Source organism: Variovorax boronicumulans (genome assembly GCF_030812215.1).
Lineage (GTDB): Bacteria > Pseudomonadota > Gammaproteobacteria > Burkholderiales > Burkholderiaceae_C > Variovorax > Variovorax boronicumulans_C.
Window position 1 is genome coordinate 37840 of sequence record NZ_JAUSSG010000010.1, and the last position, 17692, is coordinate 55531.

A 17692-nucleotide genomic window follows, 5' to 3' on the forward strand; every position below is an offset into this window, starting at 1 on the left:
GCGGGGCTTTTTTTAAGCCTGCAATTGGGCCCAGGCCTTGTCCAGCCGCTTGACGCTCACTGGCTGCGGCGTACGCAACTCCTGGGCGAAGAAGCTCACGCGAAGCTCCTCGAGCAGCCAGCGGAATTCGAGCATGCGGTCGTCCACCACGCCCTTGCGTTCGGCCACCAGCCGCCAGTAGCGCTGCTCCTGAGGGCGCAGTTCGGCGAGCTTGGACGCATCGCGAGCGGGGTCGGCACGCAGCTTGTCCAGGCGCAGCACGATGGCTTTCAGGTAGCGCGCGAAGTGCTGCAACTGCGTCCACGGCGAATCGGCGATGAAGCGCTTGCCGACGAGCTTCTGCAGCTGTTGCGCCGCGTCCTGCACGGCTTCGGGCTGGATCTTGGTGTCCTTGATCTTCCGTGCGGCGGCGGCGTACTCGACGAGGATGGTCGACGCGAGCCGCGCCACCTCGTTGGCGATCAGCGTGAGCCGCCCTCGCCCCTCTTCCAGCCGGCGCTTGAAGGCGAACTCGTCGGTGGGCAGCGGCTCCTGCAGGAAGGCGCGGTCGATCGCCACGTCGATGATCTGCGCGCGCAGTTCCTCGGAGGTGCCGAGCGGCATGTAGGCCACAGCCATCTTCTGCAGGTCGGGGATGTTTTTCTCGAGGTACTTGAGCGCGTCCTTCAGCTGCAGCGCGAACAGGCGGCGCAGGCCCGCGCGATGCTTCGCGGCGGCCACGGCAGGCTCGTCGAACACTTCGATCGTCACGGCATCGCCTTCGTCGCGCAGGGCCGGGAAGCCGATCAGCGACTGCGAGCCCCGCCGCACCTCCATCAGTTCCGGCAGTTCGCCGAAAGTCCAGGCCGTGTAGCGCTGGCCGGCGGGCAATGCGGGTGTGGCCTTTTCGGGCGCCGTGCTCTTCGCAGGCGCCTTGCCTTCGTCTGAGGCCGAAGAAGCCTTCGGCCCGGGCGATGCCTTCACATTCAGCCCCGCCAGCGCCTGGAAAGCGCCGCGCGCCTGCGCACCCAGCTCGGCCTTCAGCGCACCAAGATTGCGCCCCATGCCCAACTGACGGCCGTGCTCGTCGACGATGCGCAGGTTCATGAACAGGTGCGGCGGCAGCATGTCGAGCTTGAAGTCGGCGCGCTTCACGTCGATGCTGGTCATGTCGCGCACGCGCTTGAGCAGCACGTCGGTGAGGGAGCCGCTGCCGAACAGCTCGGGCACCGACAGCGCCTCCGCCAGCTTCGCCGCCGATTCGGGCAGCGGCACCAGCCGCGAGCGCGGGCGCTGCGGCAGGCTCTTGAGCAGCGCCTGGATCTTGTCCTTGAGCATGCCGGTCACCAGCCACTCGCAGCGCTCTTCACTCACCTGGTTGAGCACGAAGAGCGGCACGCTGACCGTCAAGCCGTCCTTTGCATCGCCGGGTTCGTGCAGGTAGGCCGCGGCGCAATCGACGCCGCCCAGCCGCAGCGTCGGCGGGAACGATTGCGTCGTGATGCCGGCCGCCTGGTGGCGCATCAGCTCGTCGCGCGTGAGGTACAAGAGGCGCGGCTGCTCCTTCGAGGCATGGCGATACCAGTTCTCGAAGCTGATGCCGCTCGCCACATCGGCGGGCAGTTGCGCGTCGTAGAACGCGAAGATCAGTTCTTCATCGACCAGCACGTCCTGCCGGCGCGCCTTGTGTTCCAGGCCTTCGACCTCGCGCACCAGCTTGCGATTGGCGGTGAGGAACGGGAACTTGCTTTCCCATTGGCCGCCGACCAGCGCTTCGCGGATGAAGATCTCGCGCGCCGCGACCGGATCGACCTTGGTGAAGTCGACGCGCCGGCCGTTGTAGACCACAAGGCCGTACAGCGTCGCGCGCTCCAGTGCCGAGACCTGCGCGCCCTTCTTCTCCCAGTGCGGATCGAGCAGTTGCTTCTTCAGCAAATGCCCCGCCACCTGCTCGAGCCACTGCGGCTCGATGTTGGCGATGCCGCGGCCGAAAAGGCGCGTTGTCTCGACCAGTTCGGCCGCGACGATCCAGCGGCCCGGCTTCTTCTTCAGATGCGCGCCCGGGTGCTTGTAGAACTTGATGCCGCGCGCGCCGAGATAAGCCTCGTCGTCCTCGAGCTTCCAGCCGACGTTGCCCAGCAGGCCAGCGAGCATCGACAAATGCAGCGGCTCGTAGCCGGCCGGCTCGGCGTTGATCCGCCATTTGTGCTCGGTGACGACCGTGAGCAGCTGCGAATGGATGTCGCGCCATTCGCGCACGCGGCGGATGTTGATGAAATTCTGGCGCAGCAGTTGCTCGTACTGGCGGTTGCTGAGCTTGTGCGTGTCGCCGTGGCCGCCGCGCGCGTCGGCGATCCATTTCCACAGGCGCAGGTAGCCGCTGAACTCGCTCTTCTCGTCGTCGAACTTCGAATGGGCCTGGTCGGCCTGCTGCTGCGCTTCCATCGGCCGGTCTCGCACGTCCTGCACGCTGAGGGCGGAGGCGATGACCAGCACTTCTTCGAGCGCGCCGCGCGTGCGGGCTTCGAGAATCATCCGGCCGACGCGCGGGTCGAGCGGCAGCTTGGCGAGTTCGGCGCCGGTGGCGGTGAGCTCGTTCGCATCGTCGACGGCGCCGAGCTCGTTGAGCAACTGGTAGCCGTCGGCAATCGCGCGCGGCGACGGTGCTTCGAGGAATGGAAAGCGCGCCACATCGCCCAGGCGCAGCGATTTCATCCGCAGGATCACGCCCGCGAGCGAGGAACGCAGGATTTCCGGGTCGGTGAAACGCGGGCGGCCGTCGAAATCCTTCTCGTCGTAGAGCCGGATGCAGATGCCGTTCGCCACGCGGCCGCAACGGCCCGCGCGCTGGTTGGCCGCGGCCTGACTGATCGGCTCGACCAGCAGCTGCTCGACCTTGCTGCGGAAGCTGTAGCGCTTGACGCGCGCCGTGCCGGTGTCGATCACGTAGCGGGTGCCCGGCACCGTGAGCGAGGTTTCGGCCACGTTGGTGGCGAGCACGATGCGCCGGCCGGTGTGGCTGTCGAAGATGCGGTCCTGCTCGGGACCCGAGAGCCGTGCGAACAGCGGCAGCACCTCGGCGTTGCGGAAGAGCGGCTGGTGACTCAGGTGGCGGCGCAGGTGGTCGGCGGCTTCGCGGATCTCGCGCTCGCCAGGCAGGAACACGAGGATGTCGCCCGCGTTGTGCGGATCGCGCCAAAGCTCGTCGACGCCATCGGCGATCGCGTCGTTCAAGTCGTGCTCGCGCGATTCCTCGAAGGGGCGGTAACGCTGCTCGACGGGAAAGGTACGGCCCGAGACATAGATGATCGGCGCCGGGCCCTTCGAGGATGCGAAGTGCTGCGCGAAGCGGTCGGCGTCGATGGTCGCCGAGGTCACGATCACCTTCAGATCCGGGCGGCGCGGAAGAATCTCGCGCAGGTAGCCGAGCAGGAAGTCGATGTTCAGCGAGCGCTCGTGGGCCTCGTCGATGATGAGCGTGTCGTAGGCCTTGAGCAGCGGATCGGTCTGCGTCTCGGCGAGCAGGATGCCGTCGGTCATGAGCTTGACCGAGGCATCGCGGCTCAGGCGGTCCTGGAAACGCACCTTGAAGCCGACCACGTCGCCCAGCGGCGTCTTCAGCTCTTCGGCGATGCGCTTGGCCACCGAACTCGCGGCGATGCGTCGCGGCTGCGTGTGGCCGATGAGCCGGCCCTTGCCCGGCTCGGCATTGATCTTGCCGCGGCCGAGCGCCAGCGCGATCTTGGGCAACTGCGTGGTCTTGCCCGAGCCGGTTTCGCCGCACACGATCACGACCTGGTTCGCCTGGATGGCGGCCATGATTTCGTCGCGCCTGCCGGAGACAGGAAGCGATTCGGGGAACTCGATGCGCAAGGGAGCGGAGGGTGTCGTGGTCGTCAAGGGAAAGCAGTCGTCGGCACGCGGCGGGCAAACCACGGATTATCGACGCGCAGCGCAGCTGTTGCACGGCTTCCACAGAGCGGCGGCCTTCGCGCAACGCGCGGCGTAAATAATCTTTACTCCGCCTCGGCTCCTCGCTAGGATCGCGTCCATGTCCTTCCTTGCCCTCACCCCGCTGCGCAGCCGCTGCGCACGCCATGCGCTCCCAACGCATGGCCGGGTCAGGTTGCTCCGCCCGGCCTGAGGCCCGCGCCACTTTTCCGAGTCGCGCGCTTCAGCCTCAGAAGCGCAGCAACCGCCCCTTCACAGCGTCTGCCTGCCGCTCCCTCGTTGCGAGGGGGTGGCCGCTTTTTCGTACCTGTTCCATTCAAAGAAATCATTCCATGTCCACCGACATCCACTCCGAACTGCATGCCGAGCTCGCCGAGCGCACGAAGCACCTGCAGACCATCGCCCGATCGCTGAAGGAAGAACTCTTCGGCATCGACGACATCATCGATCGCGTGATCGAATCGCTGCGCGCCTGGTATGTGCTGCCGCAGCTCATCAGCCGCCCGGTCATCGTCTGCCTCTGGGGCCTGACCGGCACCGGCAAGACGCAGCTGGTGCGCAAGCTCGCCCAGCACCTGGGCTTCTACGACCGCTTCATCGAAGTGCAGATGGACGGCTTCAGCCACGGCTCGGGCTACGGCAGCTCGGGCTCGATCTCGGCGATGCTGGCGCAATCGGGCATTGCCGAGGGCACACCAGGCATCCTGGTGCTGGACGAGTTCCAGCGTTTCCGTACGGTCGACGGCAACGGCCACGACGCCAAGGTCGAGCGCTACCAGGACGTGTGGGCGCTGCTCTCCGACGGCCGCCTGCCGCCCGCGCTGACGATGCTCGGCGAGATCGAGTCTTCGCTCGCCTATGCCGAATACGAGCAGGACCGCGACGGCCCCGCCGACAAGAAGAAGCTCAAGAAGCGCAAGCTGCACCTCTCGCCCTGGGAGGCGCGCGAGGTCAAGCGCTGCCTGAAGCTGCCCGAGACCCTGCTGCAGATCATGGCGTGGAAGCCCGCCGAGGTGCATGCGCGCCTGCGTGCCTTCCGCGACACGCAGCAGGGCTGGGAAACCGACTACAGCAAGCTGCTGGTGTTCGTCTCGGGCAACCTGGACGAGATGTACGCCGAGACCGCCCAGCGCGTCGAGGACTGCGACACCGATGCCGACATCTTCCATGCGCTGACGAAGAAGCTCTCGGTCATCGACGTGAAGAAGGCGCTGGCCAATCGCTTCCGTCCCGAGCAGATCGCGCGCCTGGGCAACAACCATGTGATCTATCCGTCGTTCAACCGCGCGACCTACGTGCGCCTGATCCTGTCGATCTGCGACCGCTACGTGAGCGAGATCCAGGAAAGCTCCGGCGTGCGCTTCGTGCTCGATGCGGGCGTGTACGAGCAGATCTATGCCAACGCCGTGTTCCCGGCGCAGGGCACGCGCCCGCTGTTCTCCTCGATCCACGCGATCCTGAGCGCGACGCTGGTCAACGCGGCGCTGTGGGCGCTGGAGCGCGGCGCCGACGGCGGCGATCCGGTGTGGCTCTCGCTGGACGCGAGCGCGCCCTGCATCGTGGCGAAGTACCGCAAGGCGCATCGCCAGTTCCCGGTCACGCTCGAGCTCAACCGCCTGAAGCAGCGCTCGAGCGAGAACTTCCGTGCCCTGCTCGCGGTGCACGAAGCGGGCCATGGCGTGGTCTACGGCGTGCTCTTCGGCCGCGCGCCTCAGGAGATCAAGATCAACGTGGCCTCGTTCGAGGGCGGCTACAACAGCTACGAGCAGCGCAAGGCCTGGTCCAAGGAGAACCTGCGCGATCGCATCTGCGTGAGCCTCGCCGGCCGCGCCGCCGAGCAGATGGTGTTCGGCAGCGAAGCCTGCACCTCGGGCGCCTCGCAGGACTTCATGCAGGCCACGGCCAACGCCGCACAGTACGTGCGCCACTACGCCTTCGGCTCGCGCCTGAGCCGCACCGACGTCGCGAACGACGCCAACGACGACCTGAATACCGACGTCGAGGCGACGAACCCGGAGATCGAGGCGCTGCTCGCGCAAGAGCACGCCCGCGCGCTCGCGCTGCTCGAAACGCACACGGCCGCGCTGATGGCGGTGGTCGATGCGCTCGTGCGCGAAGGCTCGATCGCTCCGGCCGAACTGGCCCGCCTGCTCGGCCTGCCCGCCACCCCGGCGGGCGAATCGACCGACGCCTATGCGGCGCTGCTCGCGACCTTCCGCGCCCGCAAGGCGGATCTGCTGCAGCCGGAGACCGGCGCAGGCCGAGGCCGCGGCGCGGGTCCGCCCGCCGCCGCGGCCCGCGTGCTGCGCGCGTTGGCCTGATCGGCACGAAATCCCTTCCAAGAATGCACAATCACGCCCCATGTCCACCGTCTTCAATTTCACCTTCGTGCCCTGGTTCCGCTCGGTCGCGCCCTACATCCACACGCACCGCGGTAAGACTTTCGTGGTCGGGCTCGCGGGCGAGGCGATCGCGGCGGGCAAGCTGCAGAACATCGCGCAAGACCTGGCACTGATCCAGAGCATGGGCGTGAAGATCGTGCTGGTGCACGGCTTCCGCCCGCAGGTCAACGAACAGCTGGCGGCCAAGGGCCACGAGGCGCAGTACTCGCATGGCATCCGCATCACCGATGCGGTGGCGCTCGACTCGGCCCAGGAAGCCGCCGGCCAGCTGCGCTACGAGATCGAAGCGGCCTTCAGCCAGGGCCTGCCGAACACGCCGATGGCCGGCTCGACGGTGCGGGTGATCTCGGGCAACTTCATCACCGCGCGGCCCGTGGGCGTGGTCGATGGCGTGGATTTCAAGCATTCGGGCCTCGTGCGCAAGGTCGATGCGGCCGGCATCCGCCGCACGCTCGATTTCGGCGCGATGGTGCTCATGTCGCCCTTCGGCTTCTCGCCGACCGGCGAGGCCTTCAACCTCACGATGGAAGAAGTCGCCACCAGCGTGGCCATCTCGATCCAGGCCGACAAGCTGATCTTCCTGACCGAGATTCCGGGCATCCGCATGGACAGCGAGCTGCCCGAGAGCGAAGACAATCCGATCGACACCGAACTGCCGCTGGACGCCGCCGAGAAGCTGCTCGCCTCCCTCCCCCCCGCTCAGAAACCCACCGACACCGCCTTCTACCTGCAGCACTGCGTGAAGGCCTGCAAGGGCGGCGTGGAGCGCAACCACATCCTGCCGTTCGCGCTCGACGGCTCGCTGCTGCTGGAGGTGTACGTGCACGACGGCGTCGGCACCATGGTGATCGATGAAAAGCTCGAGAGCCTGCGCGAAGCCACGGTGGACGACATCGGCGGCATCCTGCAGCTCATCGAGCCCTTCGAGCGCGACGGCACGCTGGTCAAGCGCGACCGCACCGAGATCGAACGCGACGTGGGCCACTACACGGTGATCGAGCACGACGGCGTGATCTTCGGCTGCGCGGCGCTCTACCCGTACCCCGAGGCGAAGACGGCCGAGATGGCCGCGCTGACCGTCTCGCCGCTGTCGCAGTCGCAAGGCGACGGCGAACGCATCTTGAAGCGCATCGAGCATCGGGCCAAGTCGATGGGCCTGGAAAGTATCTTCGTGCTCACCACGCGCACCATGCACTGGTTCCTCAAGCGCGGCTTCCAGCAGGTCAACCCCGACTGGCTGCCCGAGGCCCGCAAGCGCAAGTACAACTGGGACCGCAAGAGCATGGTCCTGGTCAAGAAGATCTAAGACACATCCCGAGGAGACACCACGATGACGCTCGCCACCGCCCTGTTGTTCGCCATCGTGGCCTTCGCGGCCATCGCCACGCCCGGCCCCACCGTGCTGCTGGCGCTCAGCAACGGCTCGCGCCACGGCGTGCGCCGCGCGCTGCCGGGCATGCTGGGCGCGGTGCTGTCGGACTTCGTGCTGGTCGGCGCCGTGGCACTCGGGCTCGGCGCGCTGTTGGCGGCGTCGGAGTTCTGGTTCTCGATGCTCAAGTGGGTCGGTGCGGTCTACCTGGCCTGGCTCGGGCTGCGCATGCTGCGCTCCAAGGGCGGTTTCCAGCTGCCGGACGCCGACGCCGCGGCAACGGTTTCGGCGGGTGAAAGCCGGCGCATCTTCTTCAAGTCTTTCCTCGTGGCGGTGACCAACCCCAAGGGCTACATCTTCTGCTCGGCGTTGCTGCCGCAGTTCATCGACCCGACGGCCGCACAGGCGCCGCAGTACCTGATCATCGCGTTGATCTTCGCGGGCCTCGACACGCTGGTGATGCTGGCCTACGCCTTCGTCGGCGCCCGCGCGATCCGCCTCCTGACCATCTCGGCCACGCGCTGGATCGACCGCGCCTGCGGCGGCATGCTGCTGGCGCTGGCGGGCTCGCTGGCCTTTTACCGGCGTAGCGCGAACTGACGCCCGCCCGCGCGGACGACAGATAACCGGGACCGCGGTAGTGACATCTGTCCCCGCTTCGCCGGGGCGGCGGTAACAGGTGTCACCGATAATCCCGGGCATGAATCCCTTGCTTTCCAGGTTGCAGCCGTACCCCTTCGAGCGGCTGAAGCAACTGTTCGCGGGCGTCACGCCCGTTCCCGAATACGCACCCATCAGCCTCGGCATCGGCGAACCCAAGCATGCGACGCCGGCCTTCATCAAGGAAGCGCTGAGCGACAGCCTCGGCGCGCTGGCCGCCTACCCCGCCACCGCCGGCGACCTGAAACTGCGCACCGCCTTCACCGACTGGCTCCAGACGCGCTACAGCCTCGCGCTCGATCCGGCCACGCAGGTGCTGCCGGTCAACGGCTCGCGCGAGGCGCTGTTCTCGCTGGCGCAAACGGTGATCGATGCCACCGTCTCGCCGCAGCCGGTGGTGCTGTCGCCCAATCCGTTCTATCAAATCTACGAGGGCGCGGCGCTGCTCTCGGGCGCCGAGCCGTACTACGTGCCGAGCGTGCCGTCGCGCAATTTCGCGGTCGACTGGGACAGCGTGCCCGACGACATCTGGGCCCGCACGCAGCTGGTGTTCGTCTGCTCGCCGGGCAATCCGACGGGCGCCGTCATGCCGCTCGACGAATGGCAGAAGCTCTTTGCCCTGTCGGACCGCCACGGCTTCGTGATCGCGGCCGACGAGTGCTACAGCGAGATCTACTTTCGCGACGAGCCCCCGCTCAGCGGCCTCGAAGCGTCGGTAAAGCTCGGCCGGCCCGACTTCAGGAACCTGATCGCCCTCACCTCGCTTTCGAAGCGCAGCAACGTGCCGGGCCTGCGCAGCGGCTTTGTGGCGGGCGACGCAGCCATCATCAAGAAGTTTCTGCTCTACCGCACCTACCACGGGAGCGCCATGAGCGGCACCGTGGCCGCCGCCAGCATCGCGGCCTGGGGCGACGAGGCGCATGTGGTCGAGAACCGCGCCAAGTACCGCGCCAAGTTCGCCGCCGTCACGCCGCTGCTCGAACCCGTGCTCGACGTGCGGCTGCCCGATGCCAGTTTCTACCTCTGGGCCGGCGTGCCCGAAGTGTGGGCTGGCGACGACGAAGCCTTCGCCCGCGCGCTCTACGCTCAATACAATGTCACGGTTCTGCCGGGGAGCTATCTGGCGCGAAACACGACATACGGCGCAAAGCCCACGAACCCTGGTAGAGGCCGCATCCGCATGGCCCTGGTGGCCGAAACGGCCGAGTGCGTGGAAGCCGCCGGACGCATCGTCCGCTTCGTGCAGGACGGCCGGCACTGACGCATCGCTTCCCCAGGCCCCTGGCCCCGATTTTTCACCCGAGACTTTCTCCATGACCCAGCAACTGCAACAAATCATCGACGCCGCGTGGGAAGACCGCGCCAACATCTCGCCCGCCGGCTCCCCGGCCGAAGTGCGCGATGCCGTCGAGCACGTGATCACCGAGCTCAACAACGGCAAGCTGCGCGTAGCCACCCGCGAAAGCGTCGGCAAGTGGACCGTGCACCAGTGGATCAAGAAGGCCGTGCTGCTGTCGTTCCGCCTGAAGGACAACGAGCAGATCCAGGCCGGCTCGCTCGGCTTCTACGACAAGGTGCCGACCAAGTTCTCGCACCTGTCGGCCGGCGAGCTGAAGGAATCGGGCGTTCGCATCGTGCCGCCGGCCGTGGCCCGCCGCGGCAGCTACATCGCCAAGGGCGCGATCCTGATGCCCTCGTACGTGAACATCGGCGCCTACGTGGGCGAAGGCACCATGGTCGACACCTGGGCCACCGTGGGTTCGTGCGCGCAGATCGGCGCCAACGTGCACCTCTCGGGCGGCGTCGGCATCGGCGGCGTGCTCGAGCCGCTGCAGGCCGGCCCGACCATCATCGAAGACAACTGCTTCATCGGCGCGCGCTCCGAAGTGGTCGAAGGCGTGGTGATCGAAGAGAACTCGGTGCTCGGCATGGGCGTGTACATCGGCCAGAGCACCCCCATCTTCAACCGCGACACCGGCGAAACCCTCTTCGGCCGCGTGCCCGCAGGCAGCGTGGTCATCAGCGGCAACCTGCCCAAGAAGACCAAGTCGGGCCAGGACTACAGCACCTACGCCGCGATCATCGTGAAGACGGTCGATGCGCAAACGCGCTCCAAGACCAGCCTGAACGACCTGCTGCGCGACTGATCACGCACCGCCCCTGCTTTTGTCCCGTTAGAAAACAACAGAACCGAGGAGAGAGACCGATGAACATGATGGAGCGAATTCTTCGTTTGATGGCCGAGCGCAAGGCCTCCGACATCTACCTCTCGGCTCACTCCCCGGTGATGATCCGCATCAACGGCATCTGCGTGCCGATCAATGCGCAGGTATTGCCTCCGACGGCGCCGCTCGCGCTGCTGTCCGAGGTGGTGCCCGAGGCCCGCATCCAGGAGCTGGAGAACACGGGCGAACTGAACATGGCCGTCGCGCTGGAAGGCGCCGGCAACTACCGCATCAGCGCCATGCGCCAGCGCGGCACCTATGCGGTGGTGGTGCGGCACATCGCCTCGGTCATCCCGAGCTTTGCCGACCTGAACCTGCCCGACATCCTGAAGACGCTGATCATGGACAAGCGCGGGCTGATCCTGATGGTCGGCGCCACGGGCGCTGGCAAGACGACCACCCTGGCCTCGATGCTGGACTACCGCAACGAGAACGCCAGCGGCCACATCCTCACGGTGGAAGAGCCGATCGAGTTCACCTACACCAACAAGAAATCGCTGGTGAACCAGCGCGACGTGGGCAGCGACACCACCTCGCTGCACACCGCGCTCAAGAACGCGCTGCGCCAGGCGCCCGACGTGATCCAGATCGGCGAAATCCGCGACCGCGAAACCATGACGGCCGCCATTGCCTACGCGCAGTCGGGCCACCTGTGCGTGGCCACGCTGCACGCCAACAACAGCTACCGCGCGCTGAACCGCATCCTGAGCTTCTTCCCGGTGGAAGTGCGCCCCACGCTCCTGGGCGACCTGGGCGGCGCGCTGCGCGCCATCGTGTCGCAGCGCCTCCTGCGCACGCCGGCCGGCGCGCGCGTGCCTGCTCTGGAAGTGATGCTGAACACCGCACTCGTGGCCGACCTGATCGAAAAGGGCGACTTCTCCGCCGTCAAGGAAGCCATGGAGCAGTCGATGGCAGAGGGCTCGCAGACCTTCGAGGAGGACATCGCCCGCCTCATCATCGAGGAGCGCGTGACACGCGAAGAGGGCCTGGCCCACTCCGATTCGCCCACCAACCTGCTGTGGCGCCTGCAGAACCGCGCGGCGCCGAAGCAGCAGGTCGACGACCGCCACCTCACCGACCAGGTCGACGAACCGACCTTTACCGACATCACGCTCGACGTGAAGTTCTGAACGAACCCTTTTCCCGATGTCCCGCACGCTCCAGCTCGCCGAACAACTCATCTCGCGTCCCTCGGTCACCCCTGACGACGCGGGCTGCCAACAGATCCTCGGCGAACGGCTGGCGCCACTGGGCTTCACGCTCGAAACCATCGAGAGCGGACCGGCCGACTTCCGCGTGACCAACCTCTGGGCGGTGCGCCGCCCGGTCGATGGCACCGGCAGCAAGACGCTGGTGTTCGCTGGCCACACCGACGTGGTGCCCACCGGCCCCGTCGAGCAATGGACCAGCCACCCGTTCACGCCCACGCACCGCGACGGCAAGCTCTATGGGCGCGGCGCCTGCGACATGAAGACCTCGGTGGCCGCGTTCGTCGTGTCCATCGAGGAATTCCTGCAGTCCACGCCCGACCCGAAGCTCACGCTGGCCCTGCTGCTCACGAGCGATGAAGAAGGCCCCGGCGTCGATGGCACGGTCATCGTCTGCAACGCGCTCGCTGCGCGCGGCGAGGTCATCGACTACTGCATCGTCGGCGAGCCCACGGCCGTGGAGCGCTGCGGCGACATGATCAAGAACGGCCGCCGCGGCACCATGAGCGGCAAGCTCACGGTCAAGGGCGTACAGGGCCACATCGCCTATCCGCACCTGGCAAAGAATCCGGTGCATTCGGTGGCGCCCGCGCTGGCCGAGCTCGTGGCCATCAACACGGCCGGCGGCTGGGATGCCGGCAACGACTATTTCCAGCCGACCAGCTGGCAGATCAGCAATTTCCATTCGGGCACGGGCGCGAGCAATGTGATTCCCGGGAACGCGGTGATCGACTTCAACTTCCGCTTCTCGACCGAATCGACGCCCGAATCGCTGCAGCAGCGCGTGCATGCGGTGCTCGATGCGCACGGTGTCGACTACACGCTCGCCTGGACGGTCGGCGGCCTGCCCTTTCTGACCACGCCCGGCGAACTCGTCACAGCGGTGCAAGCGGCCATTGCCGACGAGACCGGCATCGCGACCGAGCTCTCGACCAGCGGCGGCACGAGCGACGCGCGCTTCATCGCCAAGATCTGCAAGCAGGTGGTCGAACTCGGCCCGGTCAACGCCAGCATCCACAAGATCGACGAGCACATCGACGTGGCCGAGATCGAGACGCTGAAGAACATCTACAAGCGCACGCTGGACCGGCTCGAAGCCTCGCTCGCGCGATGAGCACGGTCATCGAACTCATCGAGGCCGGCGCGAAGCGGCTGGAAGACGCCGGCGTCGCCTTCGGGCACGGCACGGCCAACGCCTTCGACGAAGCCGCATGGCTGGTGCTGTGGCGCCTGAAGCTGCCGCTGGACGACATCGACGCGGTGGCCGACACCGCCGTCTCGCCGGCCGATGCGGGCAAGGTTGCAGCGCTCATCGACGAACGCATCGCCACGCGCAAGCCCGCTGCCTACCTCACCAAGGAAGCCTGGCTGCAAGGCGTGCCCTTCTACGTGGACGAGCGCGCCATCGTGCCGCGCAGCTTCATTGCCGAACTGATCGCCGACGGCAGCATCGACTACTGGCTCGGCGAACACACAAGGCGCGTGCTCGACCTGTGCACCGGCAACGGCAGCCTGGCCGTGCTCGCGGCGCTGACGTACCCGGACGTGACGGTGGACGCCGCCGACTTGTCGGTCGAGGCCTTGGAGGTCGCGGCCATCAACGTCACCCGGCACGAACTCGATGCGCGCGTGAAGCTGGTCGAATCCGATGGCCTGGCGAACCTTCCCGGCCCGTACGACCTGGTGCTCTGCAACCCGCCCTACGTGAACAGCGCCAGCATGGCCGCCCTGCCCGCCGAGTACCGGGCCGAGCCCGAACTGGCGCTGGCCGGGGGCACGGACGGCATGGACTTCATCCGCACGCTGTTCGCCCACGCGCCTTCCCGCATGAGCGAGCAGGCGGTGCTGGTGCTGGAAATCGGCAACGAGCGCGATTACTTCGAAGCGGCGTTCCCGCAGCTCGAGGTGGTGTGGCTCGAAACCTCGGCGGGCGAGGACCAGGTCCTGCTCGTGACCCGGGCCGCCCTCCTGGCCGGCGCCGGCGTGCGTTAGCTGCGCCCGCCCAAGCCCCTTTCCGCCGATTTGTCGCAGCGCTGGCTGCGGTCCCCCTTCATCGGGTGATGTCCCCGCCTTTTGCCCCTTCGCGCCAGACCGCCCGGGGCCGGACGGGATAATCGCCCCTACGGTTCCTATTTCATGATTACTCTCAAAAACGTCATTCTTCGCCGCAGCGCCAAGAAACTGCTCGACGGCGCCACCGTCACCATCAACCCCGGTGAAAAGGTCGGCCTCGTCGGGCGCAACGGCGCAGGCAAGTCGACGCTGTTCGCGCTCTTCAACGGCTCGCTGCACGAAGACGGCGGCGATTTCTACGTGCCCAAGCAGTGGCGCATGGCCCAGGTGGCGCAGGACATGCCCGAAACCGAGGAGTCGGCCACCGACTTCGTGGTGGGCGGCGACACCCGCCTGGCCGAGTTGCGCGCCACGCTCGCAGCCATCGAGGCCGCCTACGCCGAGAACCCCGACGATGCCGACATCGGCATGGAACTGGCCCACGCCTACACCGACCTGGCCGATGCCGGCGAGCACGACGCCGTGCCGCGCGCGCAGGCACTCATCCTGGGCCTGGGCTTCAAGTCGCACGAGCTCGACGGCCCCGTCAACAGCTTCTCGGGCGGCTGGCGCATGCGCCTGCAACTGGCCCGCGCGCTGATGTGCCCGAGCGATCTTCTGCTGCTCGACGAACCCACCAACCACCTGGACCTGGACGCGCTCGTCTGGCTCGAAGCCTGGCTGCAGAAGTACGCCGGCACCATGATCGTCATCAGCCACGACCGCGAGTTTCTCGATGCCGTGACCGACGTCACCCTGCACATCGCCAACGCCCAGCTCACGCGCTACGGCGGCAACTACAGCAAGTTCGAGGACATGCGCGCGCTGCAGATGGAGCAGCAGCAGATCGCGTTCTCCAAGCAGCAGGACAAGATCGCCCACCTGCAGAAGTTCATCGACCGCTTCAAGGCCAAGGCCAGCAAGGCCAAGCAGGCGCAGAGCCGGGTCAAGGCACTGGAGCGCATGGAGCGGGTCGCGCCGCTGCTGGCCGAGGCCGACTTCACCTTCGAATTCAAGGAGCCGGGCAACATCCCCAACCCGATGCTCTCGATCGCCAATGCGAGCTTCGGCTACGAGGTGGAAGACGAAGCGCCCAAGACCATCCTGCGCGGCGTGAGCCGCTCGGTACTGGCGGGCCAGCGCATCGGCATCCTGGGCGCCAACGGCCAGGGCAAGTCGACGCTGGTGAAGACCATCGCGCGCGAAATGGGCGCGCTGGGCGGCGAAGTCACCGAGGGCAAGGGCCTGAACATCGGCTACTTCGCGCAGCAGGAACTCGACGTGCTGCGCCCGCAGGACAACCCGCTCGAGCACATGGTGCGCATGGCCCGCGAGCTGGGCAGCGCCGTGAAGGAAAGCACCGGCGAGCAGGCGCTGCGCGGGTTCCTGGGCAGCTTCAATTTCAGCGGCGACATGGTCAAGCAGCCCGTGGGCACCATGAGCGGTGGCGAAAAAGCCCGCCTCGTGCTCGCGATGATGGTCTGGCAGCGCCCCAACCTGCTGCTGCTGGACGAGCCCACCAACCACCTGGACCTCGCCACCCGCGAGGCCCTGGCCGTGGCGCTCAACGAGTTCGAAGGCACGCTGATGCTGGTGAGCCACGACCGCGCGCTGCTGCGCTCGGTGTGCGACGAGTTCTGGCTCGTGGGCCGCGGCGTCGTCACCGACTTCGACGGTGACCTGGACGACTACCAGCGCTACCTGCTGGACGAGGCCAAGCGCCTGCGCGAAGAGGCCAAGATTGCGGTGCGCGAGGCCGAGAGCGCGGTAGTTGCTGCGGCAGCGGCAGCCGTCGCGGCCAAGCCCAGCGCGCAGGAGCGCCAGCAGCGCAGCGACCAGGCCAAGCCGATCAAGCGCGAAATCGCCCAGATCGATGAACGCCTGGCCGCGGCCGGTGTCGAACGCACTGCGCTGGAGGCCCGCCTGGGCGAGCCCATCGCGCCGGCCGAGATTGCCGAAGCAGGCAAGCGGCTGAAGGCGTTGAACGACGAAATCGCCAGGCTCGAGGAGCGCTGGCTGGCCCTCTCGGACCAGCTGGAGGCCCTGGCAGCCTGAACCTGAATGAACCCGCCAGCCCCGCGCCGGCACCCCGCCCATCAAGGAGACACGCCGCATGCCGTCCGCGATCGAACTGGCCCATGGCGATGAAAAAATCATCGCGGCCATCCACCGCAGCCGGAAGCTGATCGGCCGCAAGGCCCTGATGGCGGCGGCGGCCAGCGCGATTCCGCTGCCCGGCATCGATTGGGCGGCCGATGCGGCGCTGCTCTCGCGGCTGGTACCGCAGATCAGCGCCGAATTCGGGCTCTCGGTCACCCAGGTCGAAAAGCTCGCGCCGCACCAGCGCGAACGCATCCAGAAGGCCGCGACCACCGTTGGCGCGTTGCTGGTCGGACGATTGGTGACGCGCGACCTGCTGATCAAGCTGGCCAAGCATGCCGGCGTGCGCCTCACGGCCAAGCAGGCCACCAAGTACGTGCCGATCGCAGGGCAGATCGTTTCGGCAGCGCTCGGCTACGCGGCCCTGCGAGCGCTCGGCGAGCAGCACATCAAGGACTGCGTGCGCGTCAGCGCCACACTCGGTCTAGCGCCTCCCGCACAGCACGTGCCCGTTGGCGCCTAGCGCCGTCGAGCAGCACGCTCGCAACCCAGGCCGCCCCGGACAGGCCGAACGCCGCCATGCCGGTCACTGCGGGGGTGTCGCTCAGCACCCCGTAGAACAGCGCCGCCGTGGACAGCAGCGCCAGCACCGCGCACAGGGCGCCGTCGAGCCAGAGGCCCGGCGATACAGGACGACGCACCGCTCAGTCATTGACGCGGGGCCAGTGGAACGAGGCCGGTGCAGGCGCCACCGCGGCAGCGGCCTGCACCTTCATCTGGTGTTCGTAGGCGGTCAACAGCGCCACGTAGTGGCGCGACATCACGTCGCGCACCCTTCCGAGGCCGATCTTGCTGACCGTGGGTTGCGGAATCCCGGTGCGTTCCTGGATCTGCTTCTGCGTGAGGCCCATGGCCCGCAACGCCTGCACCAACTCGCGTGGCTTCATTGAAATACTCCCTGAATTATTTTTCAAATTCTAGTTGTAATATTCATTCAGGCTTAAATCGCCCGCTATGGAGACTATTGCCAAACGTGCAAAGGCGGCACGCGAATACGCCAACCTGACCCAGAAGCAAGCCGAGATTGTCTCGGGCGTGAAACAGGCAAGCATCTCGAAGATCGAGCGCGGGTCGACCATCCGCACCGGGGGCTTGCTGGCCCTGGCGCGCGCCTACCGGGCCGATCCCAACTGGCTGGACACCGGCGACGGTCCGGCGCCGTGGGATCCCATCCAGATTCGCCAGGCGCAGCACCAGGCCAACGAGCCCGCAGCCATCTACCGGGTCGTGCGCGTGCCGCCGGAGCTGCCGTACTTCAAGCCCGGAACGCCCGACACGGTGCCGCTCATTTCCTGGTCGCAGGCGGCCAACTGGGAAATGGCGGGCAAGCACGCGACCGACCGCTGGATTCCCTGCATCGCGCACCACAGCCCCGAGAAGACCTACGCGCTGCGGGTGGAAGGCGACAGCATGGCCGCGGCGAGCGGCGAGCTCAAGAGCTATCCCGAAGGCTCGATCATCTTCGTGGACACCAACCTCAAGACCCCCGCCGATGGCGAGCGAGTCATCGCCCTGGTCACGGAGAGCAAGAGGCTCACCTTCAAGGAATTCAAGGAAGAGGACGGCCCGCGATGGCTGCTGCCGCTCAACCCGAAGCACGAGCCGATCCGCAGCGCGTTCGTCGTGCTCGGCACCGTCATCGGCAAGTGGGAAGACGAAGACTGACCCGGGACTGATCAGCGCAAA

At 67.0% G+C, this 17692-nt stretch carries 14 protein-coding genes; 11 read left to right on the forward strand and 3 right to left on the reverse strand.

What is annotated here, in order from left to right; translation table 11 throughout:
* Window positions 1-12: 12 nt before the first annotated feature.
* Entirely contained in the window at window positions 13-3879 is a 3867-nt protein-coding gene (gene hrpA / locus J2W23_RS24315) for an ATP-dependent RNA helicase HrpA (protein WP_373423980.1), read from the reverse strand.
* Between the two features lie 383 nt (window positions 3880-4262).
* On the opposite strand from hrpA, the gene J2W23_RS24320 reads away from it, so the two are divergent.
* The 10 genes from J2W23_RS24320 (at window position 4263) to J2W23_RS24365 (ending at window position 16469) form a co-directional block, all read left to right on the forward strand.
* On the forward strand, window positions 4263-6251 hold the full coding sequence (locus tag J2W23_RS24320) for an AAA family ATPase (protein ID WP_307650572.1): 1989 nt from the start codon (window positions 4263-4265) through the stop codon (window positions 6249-6251).
* Window positions 6252-6291: 40 nt separating this feature from the next.
* Entirely contained in the window at window positions 6292-7638 is a 1347-nt protein-coding gene (gene argA, locus J2W23_RS24325; RefSeq protein WP_176657283.1) for an amino-acid N-acetyltransferase, read from the forward strand.
* Between the two features lie 24 nt (window positions 7639-7662).
* Window positions 7663-8301 carry a LysE family translocator gene (locus tag J2W23_RS24330; protein ID WP_307650573.1) on the forward strand — a complete coding sequence of 213 codons (639 nt, stop codon included), beginning with the start codon at window positions 7663-7665 and terminating at the stop codon, window positions 8299-8301.
* 100 nt (window positions 8302-8401) lie between these two features.
* A complete protein-coding gene (gene dapC, locus J2W23_RS24335) occupies window positions 8402-9622 on the forward strand; it encodes a succinyldiaminopimelate transaminase (RefSeq protein ID WP_307650574.1) in 1221 nt (406 codons plus the stop codon).
* Between the two features lie 52 nt (window positions 9623-9674).
* On the forward strand, window positions 9675-10508 hold the full coding sequence (dapD, locus tag J2W23_RS24340; RefSeq protein ID WP_176657277.1) for a 2,3,4,5-tetrahydropyridine-2,6-dicarboxylate N-succinyltransferase: 834 nt from the start codon (window positions 9675-9677) through the stop codon (window positions 10506-10508).
* A 59-nt stretch (window positions 10509-10567) separates the two neighbouring features.
* Window positions 10568-11716 (forward strand): PilT/PilU family type 4a pilus ATPase, encoded by a 1149-nt coding sequence (locus J2W23_RS24345; protein ID WP_176657276.1) that lies wholly within the window; start codon window positions 10568-10570, stop codon window positions 11714-11716.
* Window positions 11717-11732: 16 nt separating this feature from the next.
* Complete coding sequence (dapE, locus tag J2W23_RS24350; RefSeq protein ID WP_307650575.1) at window positions 11733-12908, forward strand: succinyl-diaminopimelate desuccinylase; 1176 nt, start codon at window positions 11733-11735, stop codon at window positions 12906-12908.
* Window positions 12905-13786, forward strand: a complete 882-nt coding sequence (gene prmB / locus J2W23_RS24355; RefSeq protein WP_307650576.1) for a 50S ribosomal protein L3 N(5)-glutamine methyltransferase — start codon at window positions 12905-12907, stop codon at window positions 13784-13786. The genes dapE and prmB overlap by 4 nt, the downstream gene beginning before the upstream one ends.
* A 144-nt stretch (window positions 13787-13930) precedes the next feature.
* Window positions 13931-15901, forward strand: coding sequence for an ABC-F family ATP-binding cassette domain-containing protein (locus J2W23_RS24360; protein ID WP_307650577.1), 1971 nt, complete (start codon window positions 13931-13933; stop codon window positions 15899-15901).
* A gap of 58 nt (window positions 15902-15959) precedes the next feature.
* Window positions 15960-16469: a hypothetical protein gene (locus J2W23_RS24365; protein WP_307650578.1), complete on the forward strand. Its 510-nt coding sequence runs from the start codon at window positions 15960-15962 to the stop codon at window positions 16467-16469.
* On the opposite strand, the gene J2W23_RS24370 is transcribed toward J2W23_RS24365, so the two are convergent.
* Window positions 16414-16647: a hypothetical protein gene (locus J2W23_RS24370; RefSeq protein ID WP_307650579.1), complete on the reverse strand. Its 234-nt coding sequence runs from the start codon at window positions 16645-16647 to the stop codon at window positions 16414-16416. The two genes, J2W23_RS24365 and J2W23_RS24370, sit on opposite strands and share 56 nt — an antisense overlap.
* 3 nt (window positions 16648-16650) lie before the next feature.
* Window positions 16651-16893, reverse strand: a complete 243-nt coding sequence (locus tag J2W23_RS24375) for a helix-turn-helix domain-containing protein (RefSeq protein ID WP_176657271.1) — start codon at window positions 16891-16893, stop codon at window positions 16651-16653.
* A 67-nt stretch (window positions 16894-16960) separates the two neighbouring features.
* Here J2W23_RS24375 and J2W23_RS24380 point away from each other — a divergent pair, with 67 nt between their 5' ends.
* Entirely contained in the window at window positions 16961-17671 is a 711-nt protein-coding gene (locus J2W23_RS24380; RefSeq protein WP_176657270.1) for a helix-turn-helix domain-containing protein, read from the forward strand.
* Window positions 17672-17692 lie beyond the last annotated feature (21 nt).